At 65.2% G+C, this 20,141-nt stretch carries 21 protein-coding genes; 7 read left to right on the top strand and 14 right to left on the bottom strand.

Features of this window, described 5'->3' with window-relative positions:
• Positions 1 to 40 precede the first annotated feature (40 nt).
• The 8 genes from tssH to BCO18175_RS34675 form a co-directional block, all read right to left on the bottom strand.
• On the bottom strand, positions 41 to 2,710 hold the full coding sequence (tssH, locus tag BCO18175_RS34710; protein WP_174987527.1) for a type VI secretion system ATPase TssH: 2,670 nt from the start codon (positions 2,708 to 2,710) through the stop codon (positions 41 to 43).
• 50 nt (positions 2,711 to 2,760) lie between these two features.
• The gene (tssG, locus tag BCO18175_RS34705) at positions 2,761 to 3,861 is read right to left on the bottom strand and encodes a type VI secretion system baseplate subunit TssG (RefSeq protein ID WP_174969718.1); all 1,101 of its coding nucleotides are present in this window, start codon (positions 3,859 to 3,861) and stop codon (positions 2,761 to 2,763) included.
• Entirely contained in the window at positions 3,825 to 5,660 is a 1,836-nt protein-coding gene (tssF, locus tag BCO18175_RS34700; protein ID WP_174987524.1) for a type VI secretion system baseplate subunit TssF, read from the bottom strand. Before tssF ends, tssG begins: the two co-directional genes overlap by 37 nt.
• Before the next feature lie 77 nt (positions 5,661 to 5,737).
• A complete protein-coding gene (tssE, locus tag BCO18175_RS34695) occupies positions 5,738 to 6,223 on the bottom strand; it encodes a type VI secretion system baseplate subunit TssE (RefSeq protein ID WP_043191646.1) in 486 nt (161 codons plus the stop codon).
• A 62-nt stretch (positions 6,224 to 6,285) separates the two neighbouring features.
• A complete protein-coding gene (locus BCO18175_RS34690) occupies positions 6,286 to 6,789 on the bottom strand; it encodes an Hcp family type VI secretion system effector (RefSeq protein WP_006477093.1) in 504 nt (167 codons plus the stop codon).
• Between the two features lie 70 nt (positions 6,790 to 6,859).
• Positions 6,860 to 8,350, bottom strand: a complete 1,491-nt coding sequence (gene tssC / locus BCO18175_RS34685) for a type VI secretion system contractile sheath large subunit (RefSeq protein ID WP_174917419.1) — start codon at positions 8,348 to 8,350, stop codon at positions 6,860 to 6,862.
• Positions 8,351 to 8,365: 15 nt separating this feature from the next.
• Positions 8,366 to 8,881: a type VI secretion system contractile sheath small subunit gene (tssB, locus tag BCO18175_RS34680; protein ID WP_006484395.1), complete on the bottom strand. Its 516-nt coding sequence runs from the start codon at positions 8,879 to 8,881 to the stop codon at positions 8,366 to 8,368.
• Positions 8,882 to 8,927: 46 nt separating this feature from the next.
• Positions 8,928 to 9,557, bottom strand: a complete 630-nt coding sequence (locus BCO18175_RS34675) for a tetratricopeptide repeat protein (protein ID WP_174969720.1) — start codon at positions 9,555 to 9,557, stop codon at positions 8,928 to 8,930.
• 373 nt (positions 9,558 to 9,930) lie between these two features.
• Between BCO18175_RS34675 and tssJ the strand changes: the two genes are divergently transcribed.
• The 3 genes from tssJ to icmH all read left to right on the top strand — a co-directional run bounded on the left by tssJ (position 9,931) and on the right by icmH (position 12,770).
• Positions 9,931 to 10,542, top strand: coding sequence for a type VI secretion system lipoprotein TssJ (gene tssJ / locus BCO18175_RS34670; protein WP_174969721.1), 612 nt, complete (start codon positions 9,931 to 9,933; stop codon positions 10,540 to 10,542).
• A 102-nt stretch (positions 10,543 to 10,644) separates the two neighbouring features.
• Complete coding sequence (gene tssK, locus BCO18175_RS34665) at positions 10,645 to 11,991, top strand: type VI secretion system baseplate subunit TssK (RefSeq protein WP_174969722.1); 1,347 nt, start codon at positions 10,645 to 10,647, stop codon at positions 11,989 to 11,991.
• Complete coding sequence (gene icmH, locus BCO18175_RS34660) at positions 11,988 to 12,770, top strand: type IVB secretion system protein IcmH/DotU (RefSeq protein ID WP_174969723.1); 783 nt, start codon at positions 11,988 to 11,990, stop codon at positions 12,768 to 12,770. Before tssK ends, icmH begins: the two co-directional genes overlap by 4 nt.
• Before the next feature lie 210 nt (positions 12,771 to 12,980).
• Here icmH and BCO18175_RS34655 read toward each other — a convergent pair whose 3' ends face one another.
• From BCO18175_RS34655 to BCO18175_RS34640, 4 genes are all read right to left on the bottom strand, one after another.
• Positions 12,981 to 13,349 carry an immunity protein Imm33 domain-containing protein gene (locus tag BCO18175_RS34655; RefSeq protein WP_254608217.1) on the bottom strand — a complete coding sequence of 123 codons (369 nt, stop codon included), beginning with the start codon at positions 13,347 to 13,349 and terminating at the stop codon, positions 12,981 to 12,983.
• 102 nt (positions 13,350 to 13,451) lie between these two features.
• A complete protein-coding gene (locus BCO18175_RS34650) occupies positions 13,452 to 13,961 on the bottom strand; it encodes a DUF4265 domain-containing protein (protein ID WP_174987521.1) in 510 nt (169 codons plus the stop codon).
• 60 nt (positions 13,962 to 14,021) lie between these two features.
• Entirely contained in the window at positions 14,022 to 14,336 is a 315-nt protein-coding gene (locus BCO18175_RS34645; protein WP_174969724.1) for a DUF7716 domain-containing protein, read from the bottom strand.
• Positions 14,337 to 14,441: 105 nt separating this feature from the next.
• Positions 14,442 to 14,906 (bottom strand): Imm10 family immunity protein, encoded by a 465-nt coding sequence (locus tag BCO18175_RS34640; RefSeq protein WP_174987518.1) that lies wholly within the window; start codon positions 14,904 to 14,906, stop codon positions 14,442 to 14,444.
• Positions 14,907 to 15,058: 152 nt separating this feature from the next.
• Between BCO18175_RS34640 and BCO18175_RS34635 the strand changes: the two genes are divergently transcribed.
• Positions 15,059 to 15,859: a transporter substrate-binding domain-containing protein gene (locus tag BCO18175_RS34635; protein ID WP_174987515.1), complete on the top strand. Its 801-nt coding sequence runs from the start codon at positions 15,059 to 15,061 to the stop codon at positions 15,857 to 15,859.
• A gap of 59 nt (positions 15,860 to 15,918) precedes the next feature.
• Here the strand turns inward: BCO18175_RS34635 and BCO18175_RS34630 are convergent, their stop codons facing one another.
• Both BCO18175_RS34630 and BCO18175_RS34625 read right to left on the bottom strand, forming a co-directional pair.
• Positions 15,919 to 16,122, bottom strand: a complete 204-nt coding sequence (locus BCO18175_RS34630) for a hypothetical protein (protein ID WP_085042962.1) — start codon at positions 16,120 to 16,122, stop codon at positions 15,919 to 15,921.
• 354 nt (positions 16,123 to 16,476) lie between these two features.
• Positions 16,477 to 17,019: a DUF6622 family protein gene (locus BCO18175_RS34625; RefSeq protein WP_174987512.1), complete on the bottom strand. Its 543-nt coding sequence runs from the start codon at positions 17,017 to 17,019 to the stop codon at positions 16,477 to 16,479.
• Positions 17,020 to 17,433: 414 nt separating this feature from the next.
• On the opposite strand from BCO18175_RS34625, the gene BCO18175_RS34620 reads away from it, so the two are divergent.
• From BCO18175_RS34620 to BCO18175_RS34610, 3 genes are all read left to right on the top strand, one after another.
• Positions 17,434 to 18,519 carry a sensor histidine kinase gene (locus BCO18175_RS34620; RefSeq protein WP_174987509.1) on the top strand — a complete coding sequence of 362 codons (1,086 nt, stop codon included), beginning with the start codon at positions 17,434 to 17,436 and terminating at the stop codon, positions 18,517 to 18,519.
• Position 18,520: 1 nt separating this feature from the next.
• On the top strand, positions 18,521 to 19,255 hold the full coding sequence (locus BCO18175_RS34615; RefSeq protein ID WP_174917430.1) for a LytR/AlgR family response regulator transcription factor: 735 nt from the start codon (positions 18,521 to 18,523) through the stop codon (positions 19,253 to 19,255).
• Between the two features lie 166 nt (positions 19,256 to 19,421).
• Positions 19,422 to 20,036 (top strand): hypothetical protein, encoded by a 615-nt coding sequence (locus tag BCO18175_RS34610; protein WP_174987506.1) that lies wholly within the window; start codon positions 19,422 to 19,424, stop codon positions 20,034 to 20,036.
• Positions 20,037 to 20,141: the final 105 nt, after the last annotated feature.

Raw genomic sequence — 20,141 nt, 5'->3', positions numbered from 1 at the left:
TTCGGTCAGTTCATCAAATGCTTGTGTTGCACGGCCGCGCTCATTCGACGGTGTACGTGAATTCGCCGGCCTCGTCCGCGCGCACCGCGATGCGCGCGATGGCCTCGCCGTCGGCGATCCGGCCGAGCACATGGCCCGCGATCTCCGGCAGCAGCGTGCCGTTCAGGATATGGTCGACGTTGCGGGCGCCCGAGTCGACCTCGGTGCAGCGCGCGAGCACCGCCTCGACGAGCGACTCGTCCCATTCGAACGCGGCCTTGTGGTTCGCCTCGATCCGGCGGCGGATCCGCTCGAGCTTCAACTCGATGATCTCGGCCAGCACGTCGTCGGAAATCGGGTAGTACGGCACGACCTTCATCCGCCCGAGGAACGCGGGCTTGAAGGTCTTGTACAACTGCGGGCGCAGCGTCTCGGCGAGCGCGTCCGGATCGGGCAGCTCCTCGGCCGGCTTGTTCAGGCACGCCTGCATCACGGCCGACGAGCCAACGTTCGACGTCAGGATGATCAGCGTGTTGCGGAAGTCGATCTCGCGCCCTTCCGCATCGTCCATCGCGCCCTTGTCGAACACCTGGAAGAACATCTCGAGCACGTCGGGGTGCGCCTTCTCGACCTCGTCGAGCAGCACGACGGAATACGGGTTGCGGCGCACGGCCTCGGTCAGCACGCCGCCTTCGCCGTAGCCGACGTAGCCCGGCGGCGAGCCCTTCAGGCCCGACACGCTGTGCGCTTCCTGGTACTCGCTCATGTTGATCGTGACCATCTTGCGCTCGCCGCCGTACAGGATGTCGGCCAGCGCGAGCGCCGTCTCGGTCTTGCCGACGCCCGACGGCCCGACGAACATGAACACGCCGCGCGGCTTGTTCGGATCCTCGAGGTTCGCGGTCGCGGTGCGCACGCGCTGCGCGATCGCGTCGAGTGCGTGGTCCTGGCCGATCACGCGCGCGGTGAGCAGCGGCTGCAGGTTCAGCACGGTGTCGATCTCGTCCTTCACCATCCGGCCGAGCGGAATGCCCGTCCATGCGGCGACGATCTCGGCAACTACGTGGCCGTCGACCTGCAGCGGCACCATCGGCTCTCCCCCCTGCAGCGCGTGCAGTGCCGCGACGCGTTCGGCGAGCTTGTCGCGGGTGGCCTGCACGTCGACCGGCTGGCCGTTTTCCGACGGGCCGCGTGCCTTGTCGAGCGCTTCGCGCAGTTCGGTGATCTCGGCGACGATCACGCGCTCGGCTTCATAGCGCGCTTCGTCCTTCGCGAGTTGTTCGAGTGCCGTGTCGCGCGCACCACGCAGCTCGCCGAGCCGCTCGTCGTGCGACGCGCCGCCGGCCGCCTCGCGCTCAAGCGACGCGATTTCCACGTCGATCCGCTCGATGCGCTTCTTCGTGTCGTCGATCGCCGCCGGCGTCGCGCTGTGCGCAAGCGCAACCTTCGCGCATGCGGTATCGAGCACGCTGATCGCCTTGTCCGGCAGTTGGCGGCCGCTGATGTAGCGGTGCGACAGGCGCACGGCCTCGGTGATTGCATCGTCGAGGATCCGCACGTTGAAGTGCTTCTCCATCAGGCCGGACATCCCGCGCAGCATTGCGGCCGCGAGCGGCTCGCTCGGCTCCTCGACCTTCACCACCTGGAAGCGCCGCGCAAGCGCCGCATCCTTCTCGAAGTACTTCTTGTATTCGCTCCACGTCGTCGCGGCGATCGTGCGCAGCTCGCCGCGCGCCAGCGCCGGCTTCAACAGGTTCGCCGCGTCGTTCTGGCCGGCCTGGCCACCCGCGCCGATGATCGTGTGCGCCTCGTCGATGAACAGGATGATCGGATGCGCGCTCTTCTTCACCTCGTCGATCACGCTCTTCAGGCGGTTCTCGAACTCGCCCTTCACGCTCGCGCCGGCCTGCAGCAGCCCCATGTCGAGCACGTGCAGCGCGACGCCGCGCAACGGCGGCGGCACGTCGTCGGCCGCGATGCGCAGCGCGAGGCCCTCGACGACCGCCGTTTTGCCGACACCGGCCTCGCCGGTCATGATCGGGTTGTTCTGGCGGCGGCGCATCAGGATGTCGATCGCCTGGCGGATCTCGGCTTCGCGGCCGATCACCGGGTCGATCTTGCCGTCGCGTGCGCGCTGCGTGAGGTTGGTCGTGTACGTGTCGAGCGCGGGCGTCTTCGACGGGCCGGCCGCGGGTGCCATGCCGTTGGCGGCCGGCGCGACGTCGCTACCCTCGTCGTCCGCCTGACGCGGCTCGGCTTCGCTCGAGCCGGCCATGATCTCGTCGAACTTGTGCTTCAGATCCGTCACGTTCATTTCCGCAAACTGCGACGACATCCGTTGCGCGAACTGCGCGAGATCGGGCGCGGTCAGCAGCGCGAGCAGCAGGTGCCCCGAACGGATGCGGCCGAGCTGCGAGTCGAGCGACGCGATCAGCCATGCCTGTTCGAACAGCGCGATCAGGTGCACGGAGAACACCGGCGTGCGCGTGTTGCCCGTCTTCAGGCGCGTCAGTTCGCGCTCGAGATCGGCGTGCAGCGCGTGCGGATCGACGCGGCTCGCGCGCAGTGCGAGCGGCAGGTCACCCGTCGCTTCGTCGAGCAACGCGAGGAACAGGTGCTCCAGATCGACCTCGTAATGGCCGCGCGCCAGGCACGCGCTCGCCGCACGCTCGGTCGCGTGGCGGCACAGCGGGTTCAGTTTCGTGATCAGGGTCTTCAGAGGCGTGCTCATGGCGTCGATCTCAGTCTCAGGTTCGATTGCGTGTTTGTTGTCGTTCGGAATCAGTGAATCACGTGCAGTTCGTAGCGGGCATCGGAGCGGTCCTCGATTGCATCGCGCGTGCACAGGAACGCGTCCCAGCCGAGCCGCGAGCCCGCGCCGAGCACGCTCGCGCCGACCTCGGTGCGCTTGAGCACGAGCTTCACCTCGTATTCGAGCGTGACGCCGGCGAGCAGCGTCAGCATCCGCTCCAGCGCGACGGCCTGCGCGCCGCCGGGCAGGAACGCCTCGTAGTCGCGCTTGGACAGCGGGCCGATGACGATTCGGGCGCGCATGTCGCGCTGCCATACACGTTCGCCGACGAGCGCCGTCGCGCCGAGCACCGCGTTGACTTCGCCGAGCACGCTCAGCTGGTCGGGCGGCACGTCGTACCACTTGCCGACGAACTGGTCGATCTTCACCGGCACGCGGAAATAGTCGGACAGCGTGCGCTGCAGGTACGCGGCCGACATCGGCCGGTGCCGCGCGGCCAGCGCATAGCCCGCCACGGCCTCGTCGAGCACGCCGCCCGCGCCGGCCGCGAGGCTGTCGCGCACCTCATCGCTCGGCACACCGGCGATCGCGAGCAGCAGCGGCAGATAGCGCTCGTCGCGGTCGAGCTCGTAATGGAACGGCAGCCGGTATTTCTTCCACGCGGCGTAGAACAGCGCGGTCGCGCGGTTCGAGAACACGTCGAAGAATGCGCGCGCCGCATGGTCGCGCTTCAGGTGCTCGCGCGCGACGATCTGCTCGGTGTAGTGCAGCGGTAGCGCGCCCTGCCCGCCCAGCAGCCCGAAGAACGCGGGCGTCAGCTCGACGTGGCCGAGCTCGCCGGCCGCGAGCGCGGCGCCGCGCGCCTCGCCCGTCTTGAGCTGGGTGCCGTCGTCGTCGAACGAGCGCGCGCCCTCGATCTCGCTCGGCGGAAAGCCGAGCGACAGCGTGTTGCGGAATTCGATGCGCTGCGCGACCACGTCGCCCTGCCGCCACGCGCCGGGCGCGTCCGACGCCTGCCGCGCGAACAGCCCTTCGAGCACGCGCACGGCCTGGAAGAACTCGAAGCGGTGCGGTTCGTCGAGCAGCGCGTCGACTACGCCAGGATCGATTCGCCGGTCCGGGGCTTGCATCGGATGATCTCCTCGCCGGTGCGCTTCGACACGACGACTAGTTGAACGAAACTGTTGAGGTGCACATACAGCCCGAAGAAGCTGTCGAGCACGCGCACGAACGAGGCCAGGCTCGCGCCGACGAAGTGCTCCTCGTCGATCGTCAGGCGGATCTCGATGCCGCGCACGAAGGTCGCGAACGGCTTGCCGGGCAGCCACTGCACGGCGCCGCGCTGTTCGACGCCGACGAGGCCGTCGATCTGGCGCATCGACACGGCGGTGCGCCGCAGGTCGTACAGCGTCAGCATTTCCTTCAGCGGCGCGAGCCCGTGCGCGACCAGCGACACGTGATTGAGCGCGAGGTGCGACACGAGCCGCCAGTGCGCGGCGCGGCCGCGCTCGAAGCGCACGCTCTGCGTCGGGCGGCGCAGCAGCGAAATGCCGCTGGTCTGCGCGCCGCCTTCCTGGAACAGGTCGCCGCCTTCGAGCCCGAACGCGAGCATCGCCGGCAGGTCGCGGTTCGTGCAGGTGAGGCCGAGGCTCAGCGTGTCGGTCTGCGGCGACGTCGGCTCGAAATCGATGTCGACGATCGAGATTTCGGTTTCATAGCCGGGGCTCTTCTGCGCGACCCAGTCGTTGCGGCGCGCGAACCAGTAATGGCCGATCCGCGCCGATTCGCCGTGATGCAGCGAATAGAACGGCCGAAACTCGATCACCGATTCCTCGTGCGCCTGCTGCCGGACAAGCTTCACCGAGTCGATCGAATACACCTCGTACGCGAATGCGCGCCGCGCCTCGGCGATCACCGGGTAGGACACCGCGCGGTGCGTGATGCGGATCGGCTCGCCGTGCTGGCGGAACAGGTTGACGATCGGCGTGCAGAACAGCCGGAAATGGCTCGCCGTCAGCAGTTCGAGCAGCCGCGCGACATGCGAATCGCTGCGCACGTCCTGCAGCACGAGGTGCAGCGTCGCGCGCTGGCAGCGGCCGCTCGCGCGCGCGATCGCCGCGATGTCGAAATCGACGAAATCGAACTTGTCGGGGAACGCGAAGTATTCGGTGAGCAGGCGATACGCGGGATGCGATTTCGCCGGGTAGTCGATCAGCGCGTCGTCCTCGTCGAAACCGGCGTGCGCGATCGGCAGCTTGCGCAGCGCGGTCCAGCGGCCGTTGCGTTCCGGCTCGACATACGCGCCGAGCACGTTGACGAACAGGCAGTCGGTCAGCGCCGCGACGAACGACTGCTCGCCGTGCAGGTGCGCGCGCAGTGTCGGCAGCTTCAGTGCGCCAAGATCGAGCTGCGCGGCGAGCGATTCGAACGTGATCGAGATCACGCCCGTCGCGTTCGACGGCAGCACCGTCGCGCTCGGCGCGAGCGCGACCGGCATGTAGCGTGCTTCCGAGATGCGGATCGGCGCGAGCGTCACGTCATAGGCAGTGCGGAACCGGCACTGCACGCCGCGAACCGGGCGGCTCTTCAGCTCGGTGCCGCGACCGATCACGACCGGTTCGGTCTGCTGGCCGGGCGACGCCGGCGTGAACTGCGCGATCGAGCAAGACGGGAACGGCCGCAGGTAGTGCGGATACAGCACTTCCAGCAGCGCTTCGGTGAATTCGGGGTAGTCGTCGTCGAGCTTCTTGTTGATGCGCGCGCCGAGCAGCGCGAACGACTCGATCATCCGCTCGACGTGCGGATCCTCGCAATGCTCGCCGGACAACGCGAGCCGCGCCGCGATCTTCGGATAGCGTTCGGCGAAATCGCGCGAATAGCGCCGCAAAAACGATAATTCGCGCTCGTAATACGGCAGCAATTCTTCCATCGACGACCCCGAACCTCAATATTTCCTGCCGGACCCTGATCCACCACCGGGCGGTCCGGCCCGCTCGGCGGCTTGATTTACTGCATTCTTGCGGCGCGTGCGCGCGTGACCGAATACTGCAGCGTCGACGGCTGCAGCATCGCGTCGAAACTCACCGGCTCCTCGGCCGGGTGCACGACGAGCAGCGCCTGAATCGCGAAGTAGAGCGCGTTGGTGGCCTGCTCGTTCAGCTCGAACGTCACCTGCACCTGCTGCAGGCGCGGCTCGTGGCGCGCGATGGCCTGCTGGATCGACTTGCAGATGAACGCGCGGTCGTAGTGACTCGCCAGGCTCAGCCCCGCGAAATCGTTCAGCCCGTAGGTCAGCACCGACTTCTGGCACTCCGGCAGCGCGGCCAGCTCGATTTCGGTGTGGGCGATACGGGTATTGAGGATCGCCTCGACGTCGCGGGCGACCGTGTTCTTGAGCTCGTCCAGCGACAATTGCCGCATCGCTGCCGAGGCCGGCAGGTGCGGTTCGTCGTCGAACAGCTTGTCGAGAAAACTGGGTTCGAATCGTTTCATCGGCCGGTGTTCACAGCGAAAACGGCAACGGGACGCTGCGCGCCCCGTTGCCGCAACCGACCTTAGACCGCGTAGGTCTTGTCGTTCTTCGTCAGACTCCAGGCGCCTTGCGTGTTGCCGCCCTGGTTGCCGCCGATCTTCTGCTGGGTTTGCTTCCACTGCACAGCTGCGTACTTCAGCGAGAACGTCTCGAGCGGCAGACCTTCTTCGCGAACGCTCGGGGCGATGCTCGAGATGATCACGTACTTGAGCTTGACTTCCAGATACTGCACGCGCTTGCCTTCACCGTCAGCGCGCGAGAAATGGACCGTCACCTCGTCGAACGTGGTGCCGCCCGAAGCGTGTTGGTACAGCAGCGGGCTCGACGAATCGATTTCCTTCGTGAAAATCATGTCGCCGTGTTCGCAACGCGTCATCGTGTGACCGCCAGCGGTCGATGCGGTTGCCGAACGCGGTTGAACGATCGAGTGATCCCACGATTTCAGCTCGATCCAGCCCTGGTGGTCCTTGTCCGCGGATTCGCCCTTCACCGCGGGACTACCAAACTGCAAGTGCATATGTAACATGGCCCTTCGACTCCCCAAAGAGGTGGTTTTAACGTCCTACCCAGGCGGCCCGCCCGGGCGATTTACTCGCTTATGAATTTGCCGGTTTGGGCAGATCAGCGACAAGTCGCAGAGAAATCGAGAGTTCGTCGAGCTGAAAGTGCGGGCGCAGGAACGCGACCGAACGATACGAGCCCGGCTTGCCCGGAATCTCCGACACTTGTATGGATGCCTCACGCAGCGGAAATTGCGCCTTCTGTTCCTGCGAGGCGTTGTCGTCGAGCAGGACGTACTGCGAAATCCACCGGTTGAGGAAAGTCTCCACGTTCTGCGCCGATGCGAAGCTGCCGATCTTGTCCCGCATCATCGCCTTCAGGTAGTGCGCAACGCGCGATACCGAGAAGATGTACTGAAGCTGGGCGGACAGGACGGCGTTCGCATTCGCGCTGTCGGTGCTGTATTTCTTGGGTTTCTGCACCGACTGCGCAGCGAAGAACGCGGCGTAATCTGAGTTCTTGCAATGGACGAGCGGGATGAAGCCGAGGTCGCTCAGCTCCTTCTCGCGGCGATCGGTGATCGCGATTTCGGTCGGGCACTTCAGCGCGACTTCACCGTCGTCGGTCTTGAACGTGTGGGTCGGCAGGTCCTCGACGAGGCCGCCGCCTTCGACGCCGCGGATCGCCGCGCACCAGCCGAAGTCGTCGAATGCGGCCGTCAGGCGCGCAGCGAACGCCCACGCGGCGTTGCACCACAGGTACTTGTCGTGGTCGGTGCCGTCGACGTCCTCGACGAAGTTGAAGTTCTCCGCGGTCTGGCCGTCCTTCGGATTGAACGGCAGGCGGCCGAGGAAGCGCGGCAGCGTCAGGCCGACGTAGCGCGAATCTTCGGCGTCGCGGAACGACTTCCACTTCGCATATTCGACCGTATCGAACACCTTGCCGAGGTCGCGCGGCTTGCCGAGGTCGGAGAACGACTCGAGGCCGAGCAGCTCCGGCGACGCCGACGCGATGAACGGCGCATGCGCGGCCGCTGCAACGTGCGACATCTGCTCGATGAAGTACATGTCTTCCGGCTGGCGCGAGATCTCGTAATCGCCGATCAGCGCACCGAACGGCGAGCCGCCGAACGTGCCGAACTCTTCTTCGTAGACCTTCTTGAACAGCGCGCTCTGGTCGAACTCGCTCGCGCCCTTGAAGTCGCGCACGAGGTCGCGCTTCGGTGCGTGCAGCGCCTTGATCTTGATCGTCTGGCCGGTGTTGCTTTCCTTGACCAGGTAATCCATCCCGCGCCACGTGCTTTCGAGGCGCTGGAACTCCGGCGCGTGCATCACTGCGGAAAGCTGCGTGGAAATCAGGCTGTCGAGTTCCGCGACGCGTGCGTCGATCGTGGCCGACAGGTTGTCCGACACGATCACCGTGCCGTCGAGCACCTGGTGCACGAGTTCACCGATCAGGTCCTTCGCACGCGCATGCTCGGAATCGGATTTCGCGACCTTGCTCTTCTCGACGATATCGTCGAGCAGCGAGGTCCCGGCGGCGTAGTCCGCGCCGCTCGCTTGGGCCGCAGCCGTTTGCTGGTTCATCTCAACACTCCGTCGTCATTCGCCGTCTTTGTCGCCGCCCGTGCCCTTCGCGAGCTCCTGCAGCTGCTGCGTGTTCTTCAGCACCTCGGACAGCAGATCCTCGAGCTTGTCGTTGCCGGCAAGCTTGTTGCGCAGGTCGGCGAGCTTCGAGCGCGCCTCGAGCAGGCGGCGCAGCGGCTCGACCTGTTCGACGACTTCGTCCGGGCTGAAATCCGACAGCGATCGGAACTTCAGGTCGACCGCGAACTTGCCGCCTTCCGGGCTCAGGCGGTTTTCCACCTGGAACGCGGCACGCGGCTCGATCGCCTTCATCACGTCGTCGAAATTGTCGCGATCGATGTTGACGAATTTACGGTCGCGCAGCTTCGGCTGCTCGATTTCGGACTGGCCCGCCAGATCGCCGACGACCCCGACGACGAACGGCAGTTCCTTCACCTCGATCGCGTCGCCCTTCTCGACCTCGTAGGTCAATTGGACGCGCGGCGGCCGTATTTTCTGCAAGCTTTTCTGAATGCTTTCTTTCTTGGCCATCTCGACGGCTCCCAGGTTAGTTGTGGTTATCGCGTCAGTTTTGCGGTCAGTTGCGCAGTGCGCCGAACGGATCCGCGCCGCCCTTCTGCGGCGTGGTGGGCGGCGTCGGCGTGCTGGTCGCCGCTGCTTCGGCCGCCGGTGCAGCGCCGGCCTTCGGACGATGAACGACCCGGCGCGGCGGACGCGGCTTCACGGCCTTCGTCTCCGGCGGGAACAGCGCCGATTCGCCCAGCGTATCGCGCAGCTGCTTCGCGAGTGCCTGCGCATCCGACTTCGCGTCGCCCGCGAGCGACGAATCCTGGCGCAGCTCGCCGAGCGACTGCGTCGCGATCCGCAGGCCGGCCACGGCCAGCACGCTCTTCGCCTGACGGTCGGTCGCGTCGCGCTGCAGCGCTTCCTGCGCGGCAACGATTGCCTGGCCGTAGTGGTTCTGGGCGAACTGGATTTGCGCAATGCGCGACCACGGCTCTTCGCGCGTCGGATCCGACTTCGCGAGCTGTTGATACAGGCCGAGCGCCTTGTCCTGGTCCCCCGCCTTCGCAACTGCGTCCGCATCCGCCAGCGACTTGTTGAACACTTCGGCAGTCGGCGGTGCGGGAGGCTGGCTCGCACAACCGGCGATCACGCCGCAAGCCACTACTACCCCAGACAGTTTTGCGAAGAGACGGTCTTTCATCGTTATATCCACCGGCGCGTGAGTTTTAAATCGTTGAGAATCTGGTTCTTTTGCTTTGCAAGAAGCGCGCGGGTATAGTACCGATCAATTTTTCATAATTCAATCGTCGTGTGAAGAGTAATTCCTTTTAAAACCGGGCGCTACCCCCTCCAATGGCCTCTCGCAGCGGGCTCGCAGCGATTTTTCTTTCGGCCGGATTGGGCAAGTTTTACTGGTTGCGCGACGCGCCGCCCGGATGGCGGAAAAAATTTCCGGACGCCTGCCATGACGCGGGCGTGCTTAATAGTTGAACGGTGCAATGCCGGGGATACGCAGCGAACGCGGAAATACCCGGCAGATTTGACAGGGATAAAGGCGGCACGCCGGAAATACGATGAGATCGTTGATGATTCGCTACGCGCTGCCACTGGTTGCCTGCGCCCTTCTGGCCGGATGCGCGGCCGCCCCGCTGCTCGGCTCGGCCGCAAGCGCCGTGATGTCCGCGGCCGGCATCGGCAAGCCCGAGTTGCCCGACGCGCAGAAGCCACCGCGCAACCTCGGCCTCACGCTCGCCGCGGCACCGAACCTGAATGCCGCGACCGACAACAAGCCGCTCGCGCTCGTCGTGCGGCTCTATACGCTGAAGGACCCGACGTCGTTCCAGCAGGCGCCGTTCGACGCATTTACGGATCCGACCAAGGAAAAAGCCGCACTGGGCGCGGATCTGCTGAACGTGCGTGAAATCACGCTGATTCCGGGCCAGCGCTATACGGCAACCGAGAAGGTTTCACGCGAAGCGCAGGCATTCGGCATCGTCGCGCTGTTCCGCGATCCCGCACTACAACGATGGAAACTGACGTTCGATCCGGTGAAGTCGGAGAAATCCGGCATAATCATCGGCCTGCATAATTGCGCGATGACGGTCACCGACGGCACCGTCATTGCACCGCAACAGGGTGCGCCTTCGCAACCGCTGAATTTGCTTTCTTCGGTGTCCTGCGGTTAAACATGACGCACGAATGTCAATTAACAAGAGTTAACAATTGGCGATTTAATTCGGGCACGAACGAATCGATTACATCGCAACGCGACATTAACCGGATTTGACATGAGTTATTCGGCCAAGGTGCTGTGGGGGGAAGGGCTGTTCCTCCGGCCTCAACACTTTCAGCGACAGGACGCGTACCACGAAGCGCGCCTGTTCGAATCGATCCAGGCGATCCAGCCGTACAACTGGGGCGTGCGCTCGGTGCGCATCGACCGAGATGCGCTCGGCAGCAACGTGCTGCGGGTGGCCGAGCTCGCGCTCGTGTTCCCGGACGGCGCGCTGTATGCCGCGCCGCAGGCCGACGACCTGCCGCCGCCGATCGCGCTCGACACGCTGCCTGACGGCATCAACGAATTCGTGTTCTATCTCGCGCTGCACCCGCTGCGCGAGAACGGCACCAACTACAGCGACGATCCGGCCGCCGGCTTCATGACGCGTTTCGTCAGCGAGCAGACGAGCATCGCCGACAACTTCACCGACGCCGCCGAAGCCGACATCACGTTCCTGAAGACACAGGTCAAGCTGATCGCGCACAGCGAACCGCGCGACCAGCTGCTGTCGGTGCCGCTCGTACGCGTGCGCCGCACCGCGACGTCCGGTTTCGAGATCGACGACAGTTTCGTGCCGCCTTGCCTCGCGATCGACGCATCGCCGATCCTGCATCAGCGGCTGCGCCAGCTCGTCGATGCGCTGCAGGCGAAGGTGAACGCGCTGTACGGCTTCCACCGCGAGCCGTCGAAGAACATCATCGAATTCCGCTCGGGCGACATCGCGTCGTTCTGGCTGCTGCACACCGCGAACGCCGCGTTCGCAACGCTCGCGCACCTGCACCAGCACTCGGCGCTGCATCCGGAGCGGCTGTTCCAGGAGCTGCTGCGCCTCGCGGGCCAGCTGATGACGTTCTCGAAGGGCTATACGCTCGCCGACCTACCGGTGTATCGCCACGACGATCCGGGCCCGAGCTTTGCGCGTCTCGACCTGATGCTGCGCGAGCTGCTCGACACCGTGATCTCGACGCGCTACTTCGCGATCACGCTCGACGAGGTGCGCCCGTCGTTCCATCTCGGCCGCCTCGATTCCGGCAAGATCGACGACAAGACCGAGTTCTACCTGGCGGTGTCCGCGGACATGCCGAGCGTCGAGCTCGTCGATGCGGTGCCGGCCCGCTTCAAGGTCGGCGCGCCCGACGACGTCGACAAGCTCGTGCTGTCGGCGATGCCCGGCGTGCGGCTCTCGTACACGCCGCAGGTGCCGCCCGCGATTCCGGTGCGCCCCGGCGCCTGCTACTTCGCGCTCGATTCGCGCGGCGCGCTGTACGAGCGCATGCTGCAGGCCCAGTCCGCGATGATCTACGCGCCGACTGGCATCAATGACCTGAAATTCGAACTGATCGCGGTCACATCATGAGCTACGCGCCTTCCCTGTTCGGCGACAACGCGCCGCCTCCCCTGCATACCCCGGCGTCGACGGACGCCTCGTTCCAGGCCCGTTCGCTGCTCGACCTTCTGTACGACGGGTTCTTCATGCTGTTCCTGCTCAAGAACGGGCGGGAGCCGGAGGGCGCGGGCGAGTTCAGCACGCGGATCCAGGAATTCCTGTCGGACTTCGAACGCGGCGCGAAGAAGCTGAATATCGCCGCTGAAGATGTGTACAGCGCGAAGTTCGCGTTCTGCGCGGCGATCGACGAGATGGTGCTGTCGTCGCAGTTCAAGATCCGCACGGACTGGGAACGCCGGCCGCTGCAGCTCGTGCTGTTCGGCGAGCAGCTCGCGGGCGAGAAGTTCTTCCAGTATCTCGAGGATTGCCGCGCGCAGGGCGCGGCGCGGCTGCAGTCGCTCGAGGTGTTTCACATGTGCCTGCTGCTCGGGTTCCAGGGCAAGTATCTGCTCGAAGGGCCGGAGAAGCTGGCTTACCTCACCGCGCGGCTGGGGGACGAGATCGCGCACATGAAGGGCAAGCGGGCGCCGTTCGCGCCGCATTGGCCGCTGCCGGATCAGATCGCGCATCGGCTGAAGCGCGAGGTGCCGGTCTGGGCGATCGGGGCGGTGTTCGCGCTGGTTGCGCTGCTCGGGTATCTCGGGCTCAACACGTATCTGAAGGACAAGACGCTGCAGGCGCTGGCGCCTTATTCGCAGGTGATCAAGGTGGGCCCGGAGTCGGCGAATTTGACGATTTCGCTGCCTTGAGGGGTGCAGGTTGTTCGTGCCTCGCTTCACGATGAAAAAGGACCGCCGAGCGGTCCTTTTTTATTGCGGCATGCCATTCAGTCATGCTCGCGACTGCGTGCCGTTCGGGCCCAGATCGAGGAAGGCGTCGTGGCGATCGAAATGGTCGAGGCAGCGGACGACCTCCTCGATCGAGCAGCATCAACGCCTTGCAAAAGATTTGCCGTGCGCTCAACGCGGCTCCGCGTTATCGGACAGATCCATCCAGATGTCCTCATAGCCGGTGTCATCGATGATGAAACGTGCACCGGCCGGCAGCATCAGATAAGGCAAGACCAGCGGCAGGTGCGTAGACAGATGCGCGGCATGCAGCGGCTGATAAAAATCAGCGGCATCCGAGTATTCGCCGCAATGAAAAAACCAGCTTACGTTGTGACCTTCGGACAGCACGATGCGCGTGCCGTAGACCGGCGCTTTCCCGAGCGTCGACATCGCAACGGCAACCATGTCGTCCGGTTCGACAACGGGTAGGCCGTATCGCGCACAAACAGCTTCCTGACGCGCTCGCAGCTCGGCCGGATCGTCAGTCATTTTCATCATCCCCTTCGTGTCCTATGGCGCAGCAGCCTGTTTGCCGGCATAGCGGTACGTCGTTCGCTTGCGCCCACCATTCGGCTAGCAGTACGCGCTGGCGTGGCTTCACTACCGATCGAGCCACCAGTCGAGCAGCGTTTCATCCTCCGGATCCTCGAAGTTGCGGTAGATGTTTGCGTAGTACCAGGCGATACCGGTTCTCTCGGTGAAGCCGTCGAATACGACGCGAATTCGCTCGCCGCCAACCTTCGCCGGAACGGATAGCGCCAGCGAGCCGCCATGGCGACCATCCAGCGTTCCGCCCAGTCCGGCCCCGACCTCGTATTCGAGCCGTTCGATTTCATCGCCCGGAATCGCACTTCCGTAAATCTGGATGCAGTAGTTGCCGCCCCGCTCGAGCACGGTCGCCGGGCGATCGGGATCGTCGATGCGGATGAGGTCGCCCTTGGCGAGATTCAGCGCCAGGCCCGGCGACGCCAGCAGTTCGTAGACGCCCTGCCCCGTGTCGCGTGCCGGAAGCTCCTCGTGAACCGGCCCGTCGCCGGAATCGCCGGCATAAACGTAGATCACGTCGAAATCGCTGTCGTGCAGTTCAGCGGCGCGCGGCTTCGGATTCATGTCGTCCATCGTGTCATCCAGTTGAACGCGGCGTCCTGCGCGTGAGTGGCCTGGGCCCCGTCAGAAAAGAATGAATGCGTCGTTTTCGACGTAGAACACGAACGCGTCGAACAGTTGGACCATGCTCGGCTCGTCGATCTGGTCGTGCGCGTTGATCACGATGTCCTCGATCGTCGCGCTGTCGAGCGTGAGCTTCCAGCCGGATTCCCGGGCGATGGCAGGCACCGCGACGTCGTCGTCGCCGGCATCGTCGGAGAATACCCCCGCCGTATCGGGCGTCCATGGCATCGGCGGCAGGTAGAGCCATCCGGAGAAGTCGCCGGGGCGTTCAAGAATATGTTTCAACGACACTTCGGTCGCGGCGTCATTCGACATGGGTAGTGCAGTGGTATCCGGGTTGATTGCCTTGCTTCGACCGCGAGATCCTCGCGGCAGGCCGTGATTATGCCAATTTCGGATCCGCCCGCCTGCCGGTGCACGTCAATCGACGCGAAGCCGCGTCGGCGTTCCCGAGAAGATCGCCGCCAGCCCCTGCTTCACCTGTTCGAGCCCGTCGGTGGCGCGCACCACGATCGTGACCAGCCCTAACCCTTCCGCCCACGCCGCATCCGGCGCCAGCTCGATATTCAGCATCTCGCCGCGCCACGATACGGATTCGACGCCGCCATAACCGGCCACACCGTTCTCGCAAACTTCCATGTAATACGTGTCGTGGCCGAGTGCTTGATCCTGTGCATCGTCCTCTACGCCTCGCTGCAGGATCACGTAACTGATTGGCGGATCGCGATCCGCGAAGCCGACGACGTGAATGCCGTCATCGACGGTGTACGTTGCGACGTCGGCGAAGAACCTGAAATCCATGGCGATCTGCTCCTGGCCCGAAGGCTTCGACACACCCGAACGGGCGGCTTTCGTCAGACTATTCCGCTTGCGCGGCCACGTCATCCGGTTCCGATGAAATCGAGTGCAATCAGGGCCAATTCGACTTCCGGTGCGCCTCGGTTGCGAGTAGTGTCTACGTGCCCGTATTGCGGACCGCCGCGCCCGACCGGCGCCCGGCGCTCCCCCCACACCACGCTGACCACTGGAGATCTGCGATGAAACGTTCGAAGTTCCTGCTGTCGGGCCTGCTGCTCGCGTCGGCCCTTGGTTTCACGGCAGTCGCCGCGCAGGCGGACGACCTGCTCGATTCGGTCAAGAAAGCCGGCGTGCTGCGCGTCGGCCTCGAAGGCACGTATCCGCCGTTCAACTCGCGCGGCACATCGGGCCAGCTCGAGGGCTTCGACGTCGACGTCGCGAATGCCGTCGCCGGCAAGCTCGGCGTGAAGACGCAGTTCATTCCGACCGAATGGAGCGGCATCATCGCGGGCCTGCAGGCCGGCAAGTTCGACGTGATCGTCAACCAGGTCACGATCACGCCGCAACGCAAGGAAGCGCTCGACTTCAGCGAGCCGTACACGTACTCGGCCGCGCAGCTGATCCAGCGCAAGGACGACACGCGCAACTTCAAGTCGCTCGACGAATTCAAGGGCAAGAAGCTCGGCGTGACGCTCGGCACCAACTACGACCAGATGGCGCGCACCGTGCCGGGTATCGAGGTGCAGACGTATCCGGGCGCGCCGGAGAAACTGCGCGATCTCGCCGCGGGCCGGATCGAGGCGACGCTCGACGATCGCCTGATGTTGCCGTACATGATCAAGACGTCGAACCTGCCGCTGCGCGCGGGCGCAGTGCTGAACGGCGGCAAGCAGGAAATGGCGATCCCGTTCCGCAAGGGCAACCCGAAGTTCGAGAAGGCGGTCAACGACGCCCTCGATTCGCTGCGCAAGGACGGCACGCTGAAGAAGATCTCGATGCACTGGTTCGGCAGCGACGTGACCGTGCCGGTCGCGCAGTAAACGGCCCGGCGCTTCAACGCGTCACGCCCTTCGTTTCGATGAGGGCGTGACGCGCCCCTTCAGGCCGCTTCGTCGAAGCGCGCCAGCAGCATCTGGCCGATCGGTGTCAGCGCCGGGCGCGCGGCCACGGCGTTCAGGCGCACCTGCGTATCGTCGACCAGCCGCTTCTCGACCAGCACGGCAAAGGCCGGATTCGACGGATCGACGCTGTCCGGCGCACGCGCAATGCGCAACAGCAGCGAGAATTCATGCGGGCTCAGCATGGTCCCTGTCTCCTGATCGTCCGCGGTCCGGTTCGAACCGTCGTCGATCGTATTTTCGAATGAAATGGCGCGATGCATGACCGCCGCGCCGCCGGGAGCGAGATCCCGGCCGGCCCGCCTGCGACGGGGGCACGTCGTCGCGAGCGGGTTGCGCACGTCCCGAATCCGGCGGTGCCGCCGCGACGGGAACGTGCAACGTTATGGGCGCACCGTGACGTGACCGTGACAGGAAAACGGGGCGCAAATCGGTGCGCGTCACACGCCGTTTCGGCTCAATGCCCCGACGATTGACGAAGACGGGTCGGATCGCCTGTCTGGCCGTCGGTTACCTGCTCGCCGGCTGTTTCGTGCCCGTCATCGCGAATGGGCCGAATAAGGGAAACCCCCACGCCCCGATCCGCTCGCGTGGCGCATGCAGCGCACGACCACGTTCACCGCACGCCCGAGCGTCATCCCGACAAGCACGCCCCATACCGCGAACGACAGCATCGCGAAGCCGCTCGTCGCCGCCCACGGCGCGTGCACGGCGACCGCGTAATGGATGCAGGTTTCGGCGACGAACGTCAGCATCAGCGTGACGAGCAGGCTCGCGTCGCCGGGCAGGCGCACGCGCAAGCCGGAGGGGGCCTGACGGTACGCGAGCCGCCACCGGCTCGCGTGCAGCCAGCCCAGCGCCGCGCCGGCGAGGACCGCCGCCAGCGCGATCGCATTCGCGTCGATACCCGCATGCGGAAAGCGTCCATTCAGGCTGACGATGCCGAGCATCCCGAACGCGACCGGCGAGATCAGCGGTCGCGCAGCCGGCACCTCGCGCGGGAAGCAGCGCTTGATGCCGATATAGAGCAGCACGCAAAACATGACGTACACATAGGACTTCAGGTGAAGGAGCGGGGACATGGTCGGAGTCGCCTGATCGGAGTGGACACGGCAACACCGTACTGCGCGATCCCGGCAGGCGGCGGGGCTTGCGACGGGAGGCGGAAATTCGCGGACGAGTTGCGCGTCGCGACGACGATCGTGTCGCGAATCGGGACGACTGACACGCCATCGAACCCGGCGGCCGGCGACTTCCGAACCGAAAGGGCCGCCTTCACCGCGCCAGCCGGCGCTTCGCGCTCGGCGCGCAACCGGCAACGCCCCGTGTTCTTCCGTTGTCCCGTCCACTACACTCGTAACTGTAACCGGCCAACCGTCGGCCGCCGAAGCGCTTCGTCGAAGCCGCGCGCCGTTCGTCGCAACGCGCACGCAATCGGCCCGACCGGCGATAAGGTCAGGCCATCGGCGCATTGCGCCCCTCTCTCACCCGACACCATGCGAGCCACGTCCGACCCTTCGCCGCTTCAGCAGCCGCCCGCCGGCGCCCCGCCGCGGCTGCTGCGCGATCCGGCCGCGCTGCTCGCGTTCGCGTGCTTCAACTCGGTCGTCGGGCTGGGTTTCTGGGCCCTCCATTTCAACGAACCGCTGGCGTCCTACCTCGTCGTCTCCAACGCGATCGGTTTCTGCGCGCTGCTGTTCAGCTATGCCGCCGACCGCCTGCTGCCGCGCAAGCCGGGGCTCGTGCTGAAGACCGTCGTGATCGCACCGGCCAGCGTGCTCATCGGCTTCGAGATCTCAGCGGCGCTCACGAGCGGGAACGTGCCACACATATTCGGGCGCGCCCGCATCGGAACGTGGGACAACTACGGGCCGTCGTTTCTCATCTCGGCGATCCTGTTCGTGTGCGTGTCGCTGTTCCTGCAGTCCATGCGCATGCGTGCGACGCTCGAGACCGAGCGCCGCGAAGCCGCCGAAGCGCGCCAGGCCGAAACGGCTGCGCGCCTGGCGCTGCTGCAGGCGCAGATCGAGCCGCACTTCCTGTTCAATACGCTCGCGAACGTGCAGAGCCTGATCGAGCGCGATCCGGCGCGCGCATCGACGATGCTCGACAGCCTGAACCGTTACCTGCGTGCGAGCCTGCGACGCACGCGCGATGCGACGTCGACGCTCGGCGACGAGCTCGAACTCGTCGAAGCGTTGCTGAAGATCGCGTCGATCCGGCTCGGCGAACGGCTTTCGTATGCGATCGACGTGCCGGAGGATCTGCATGCGCTGCCGTTCTCGCCACTGCTGCTGCAACCGCTCGTCGAAAATGCGCTGCTGCACGGCATCGAGCCGTCGATCGACGGCGGCGTGATCGTGATTCGCGGCAGGATGCGCGGCGACAGCCTCGAACTGAACGTGATCGATACGGGCGTCGGCCTCGGCAAAGGCGACACGCGCCTGCACGGCGGCGTCGGGCTCGCCAACGTCGCGGCGCGCATCCGGACGCTGCACGGCGAGCGCGGCCGCGTCCGCGTCGAGACGAACGCCGCCGCCGCGCATGGCGTCACCGCCACCCTGCTGATTCCGATCGACTGACATGCCGACCGCCCTCATCGCCGACGACGAACCGAACCTGTCCGCCTCGCTCGCGCAGCGGCTGGGCCAGCTCTGGCCCGAACTGGACATCGTCGCGATGCCGCGCAACGGCATCGAAACGCTGGCCGCGCTGAATGCATCGCCGCGACCGGACATCGCGTTTCTCGACATCCGTATGCCCGGCATCGACGGGTTGAAGCTCGCTGCGCTGGCGCCTGACGTGCATGTCGTGTTCGTCACGGCCTACGACGAATATGCGGTCGACGCGTTCGATCGTGCGGCGGTCGATTACCTGCTGAAACCGGTGACGGACGAGCGATTGCTGCGCTGTATCGCGAAGCTGCAGCGCGGCGGGCCGGCGCTCGCGCAGGCCGATGCGCTCGCGGAGGCGGCGCAAGCGAGAGAGGCGGCACCGATCCGCTGGCTGACGGTAGGCGTGAAGGATGCGACGCGGCTCGTGTCGGTCGACGACGTGCTGTACTTCCAGGCGTCGGAGAAATACACGGAAGTCGTCACGGCCGGCGAACGGCTCGTGATTCGCACGCCGCTGAAGGAACTGATGCAGCGGCTTGATCCGGAGCGTTTCGCGCAGGTGCATCGCGGCGTGATCGTTGCGTACGCAGCGATCGATCGTGTTGAGCGTGACTTGCTGGGAAGGCTGCGGATTCGCGTGCATGGGCAGCGGGAGATGCTGCCGGTCAGTCGTGCGTATGCGGGGTTGTTCAGGCAGATGTGATCGGCGTTTGCTTGCGGCCCGGGCGACACGATTGCGTTCTGACAGATCGTGGACGATGCGTTGGCAAACCACCCCACATCCAACACAATCACGCGATCACGTTGCGCACGACTGCATTGCCTCGAGTCGGCACGACGCTCTCCGCCACTGGCCCGCCATGAAAACAATGAAAACACTGCGTGGATTGACAACATGCGCGGTTGCAGCGCTCGTAAGCGGCTGCGTCGCCACGCCCAATCTCATCGGCGAAAACACTGCGGGCATCGCGCCGACAGAAGCGACCGCGATCCTGGTCGTCGTGGACGGCAAAGCATTCGACGGGCCTGCGTTCGGCAGCGAAGGGCGTGCGTATCTCGCCGGACTGGGTGATGGCATCCAGGCTGCACTCGCCGGTGTGCCGACGAAAATCGTCGAACTGGACGAGATGAAGTTCGTGAACCCGGTCCCGGCGGCACTGCAGGCCATGAGGCCGAGTCACACGATCCGCCTGTTCACGGAGTCCGCGACGGCGCGTCACGGCACGCCCATCAGTGCGACGTGGCAAATGGAGGTATCGAAGGTGACAACAGCCCTTGTCCCGGCAACCGGCGACAAGCCCGACGGTACCCGCTACACGATCAAGTCGATCTACAAGGCGCGCGCCGATGGGGAGACGTGTCTCGATTCCGAAAGTCTCGCGAAGAAGTGCGGTGCGGCGATGGGGAAGATGTTCGGCGATACGCTCCGCGCCGCGCATGTGGTGCAGATGAGTGCGGGGGCGCAGGCGCAGTCGGCCAACTGAAAACCGGCCCGGAAATGACGAAGGGCTGCGCAAGCATCGCGCAGCCCTTCGCTGGAAAGTGTGGCGGGAAACCGTGTCGCCCCCTGCGTCACCTCGACGCGATTG

This window comes from Burkholderia lata (assembly GCF_902499335.1).
Taxonomy (GTDB): Bacteria; Pseudomonadota; Gammaproteobacteria; order Burkholderiales; family Burkholderiaceae; genus Burkholderia; species Burkholderia lata_B.
This window is presented reverse-complemented; position numbering and strand designations above follow the sequence as displayed.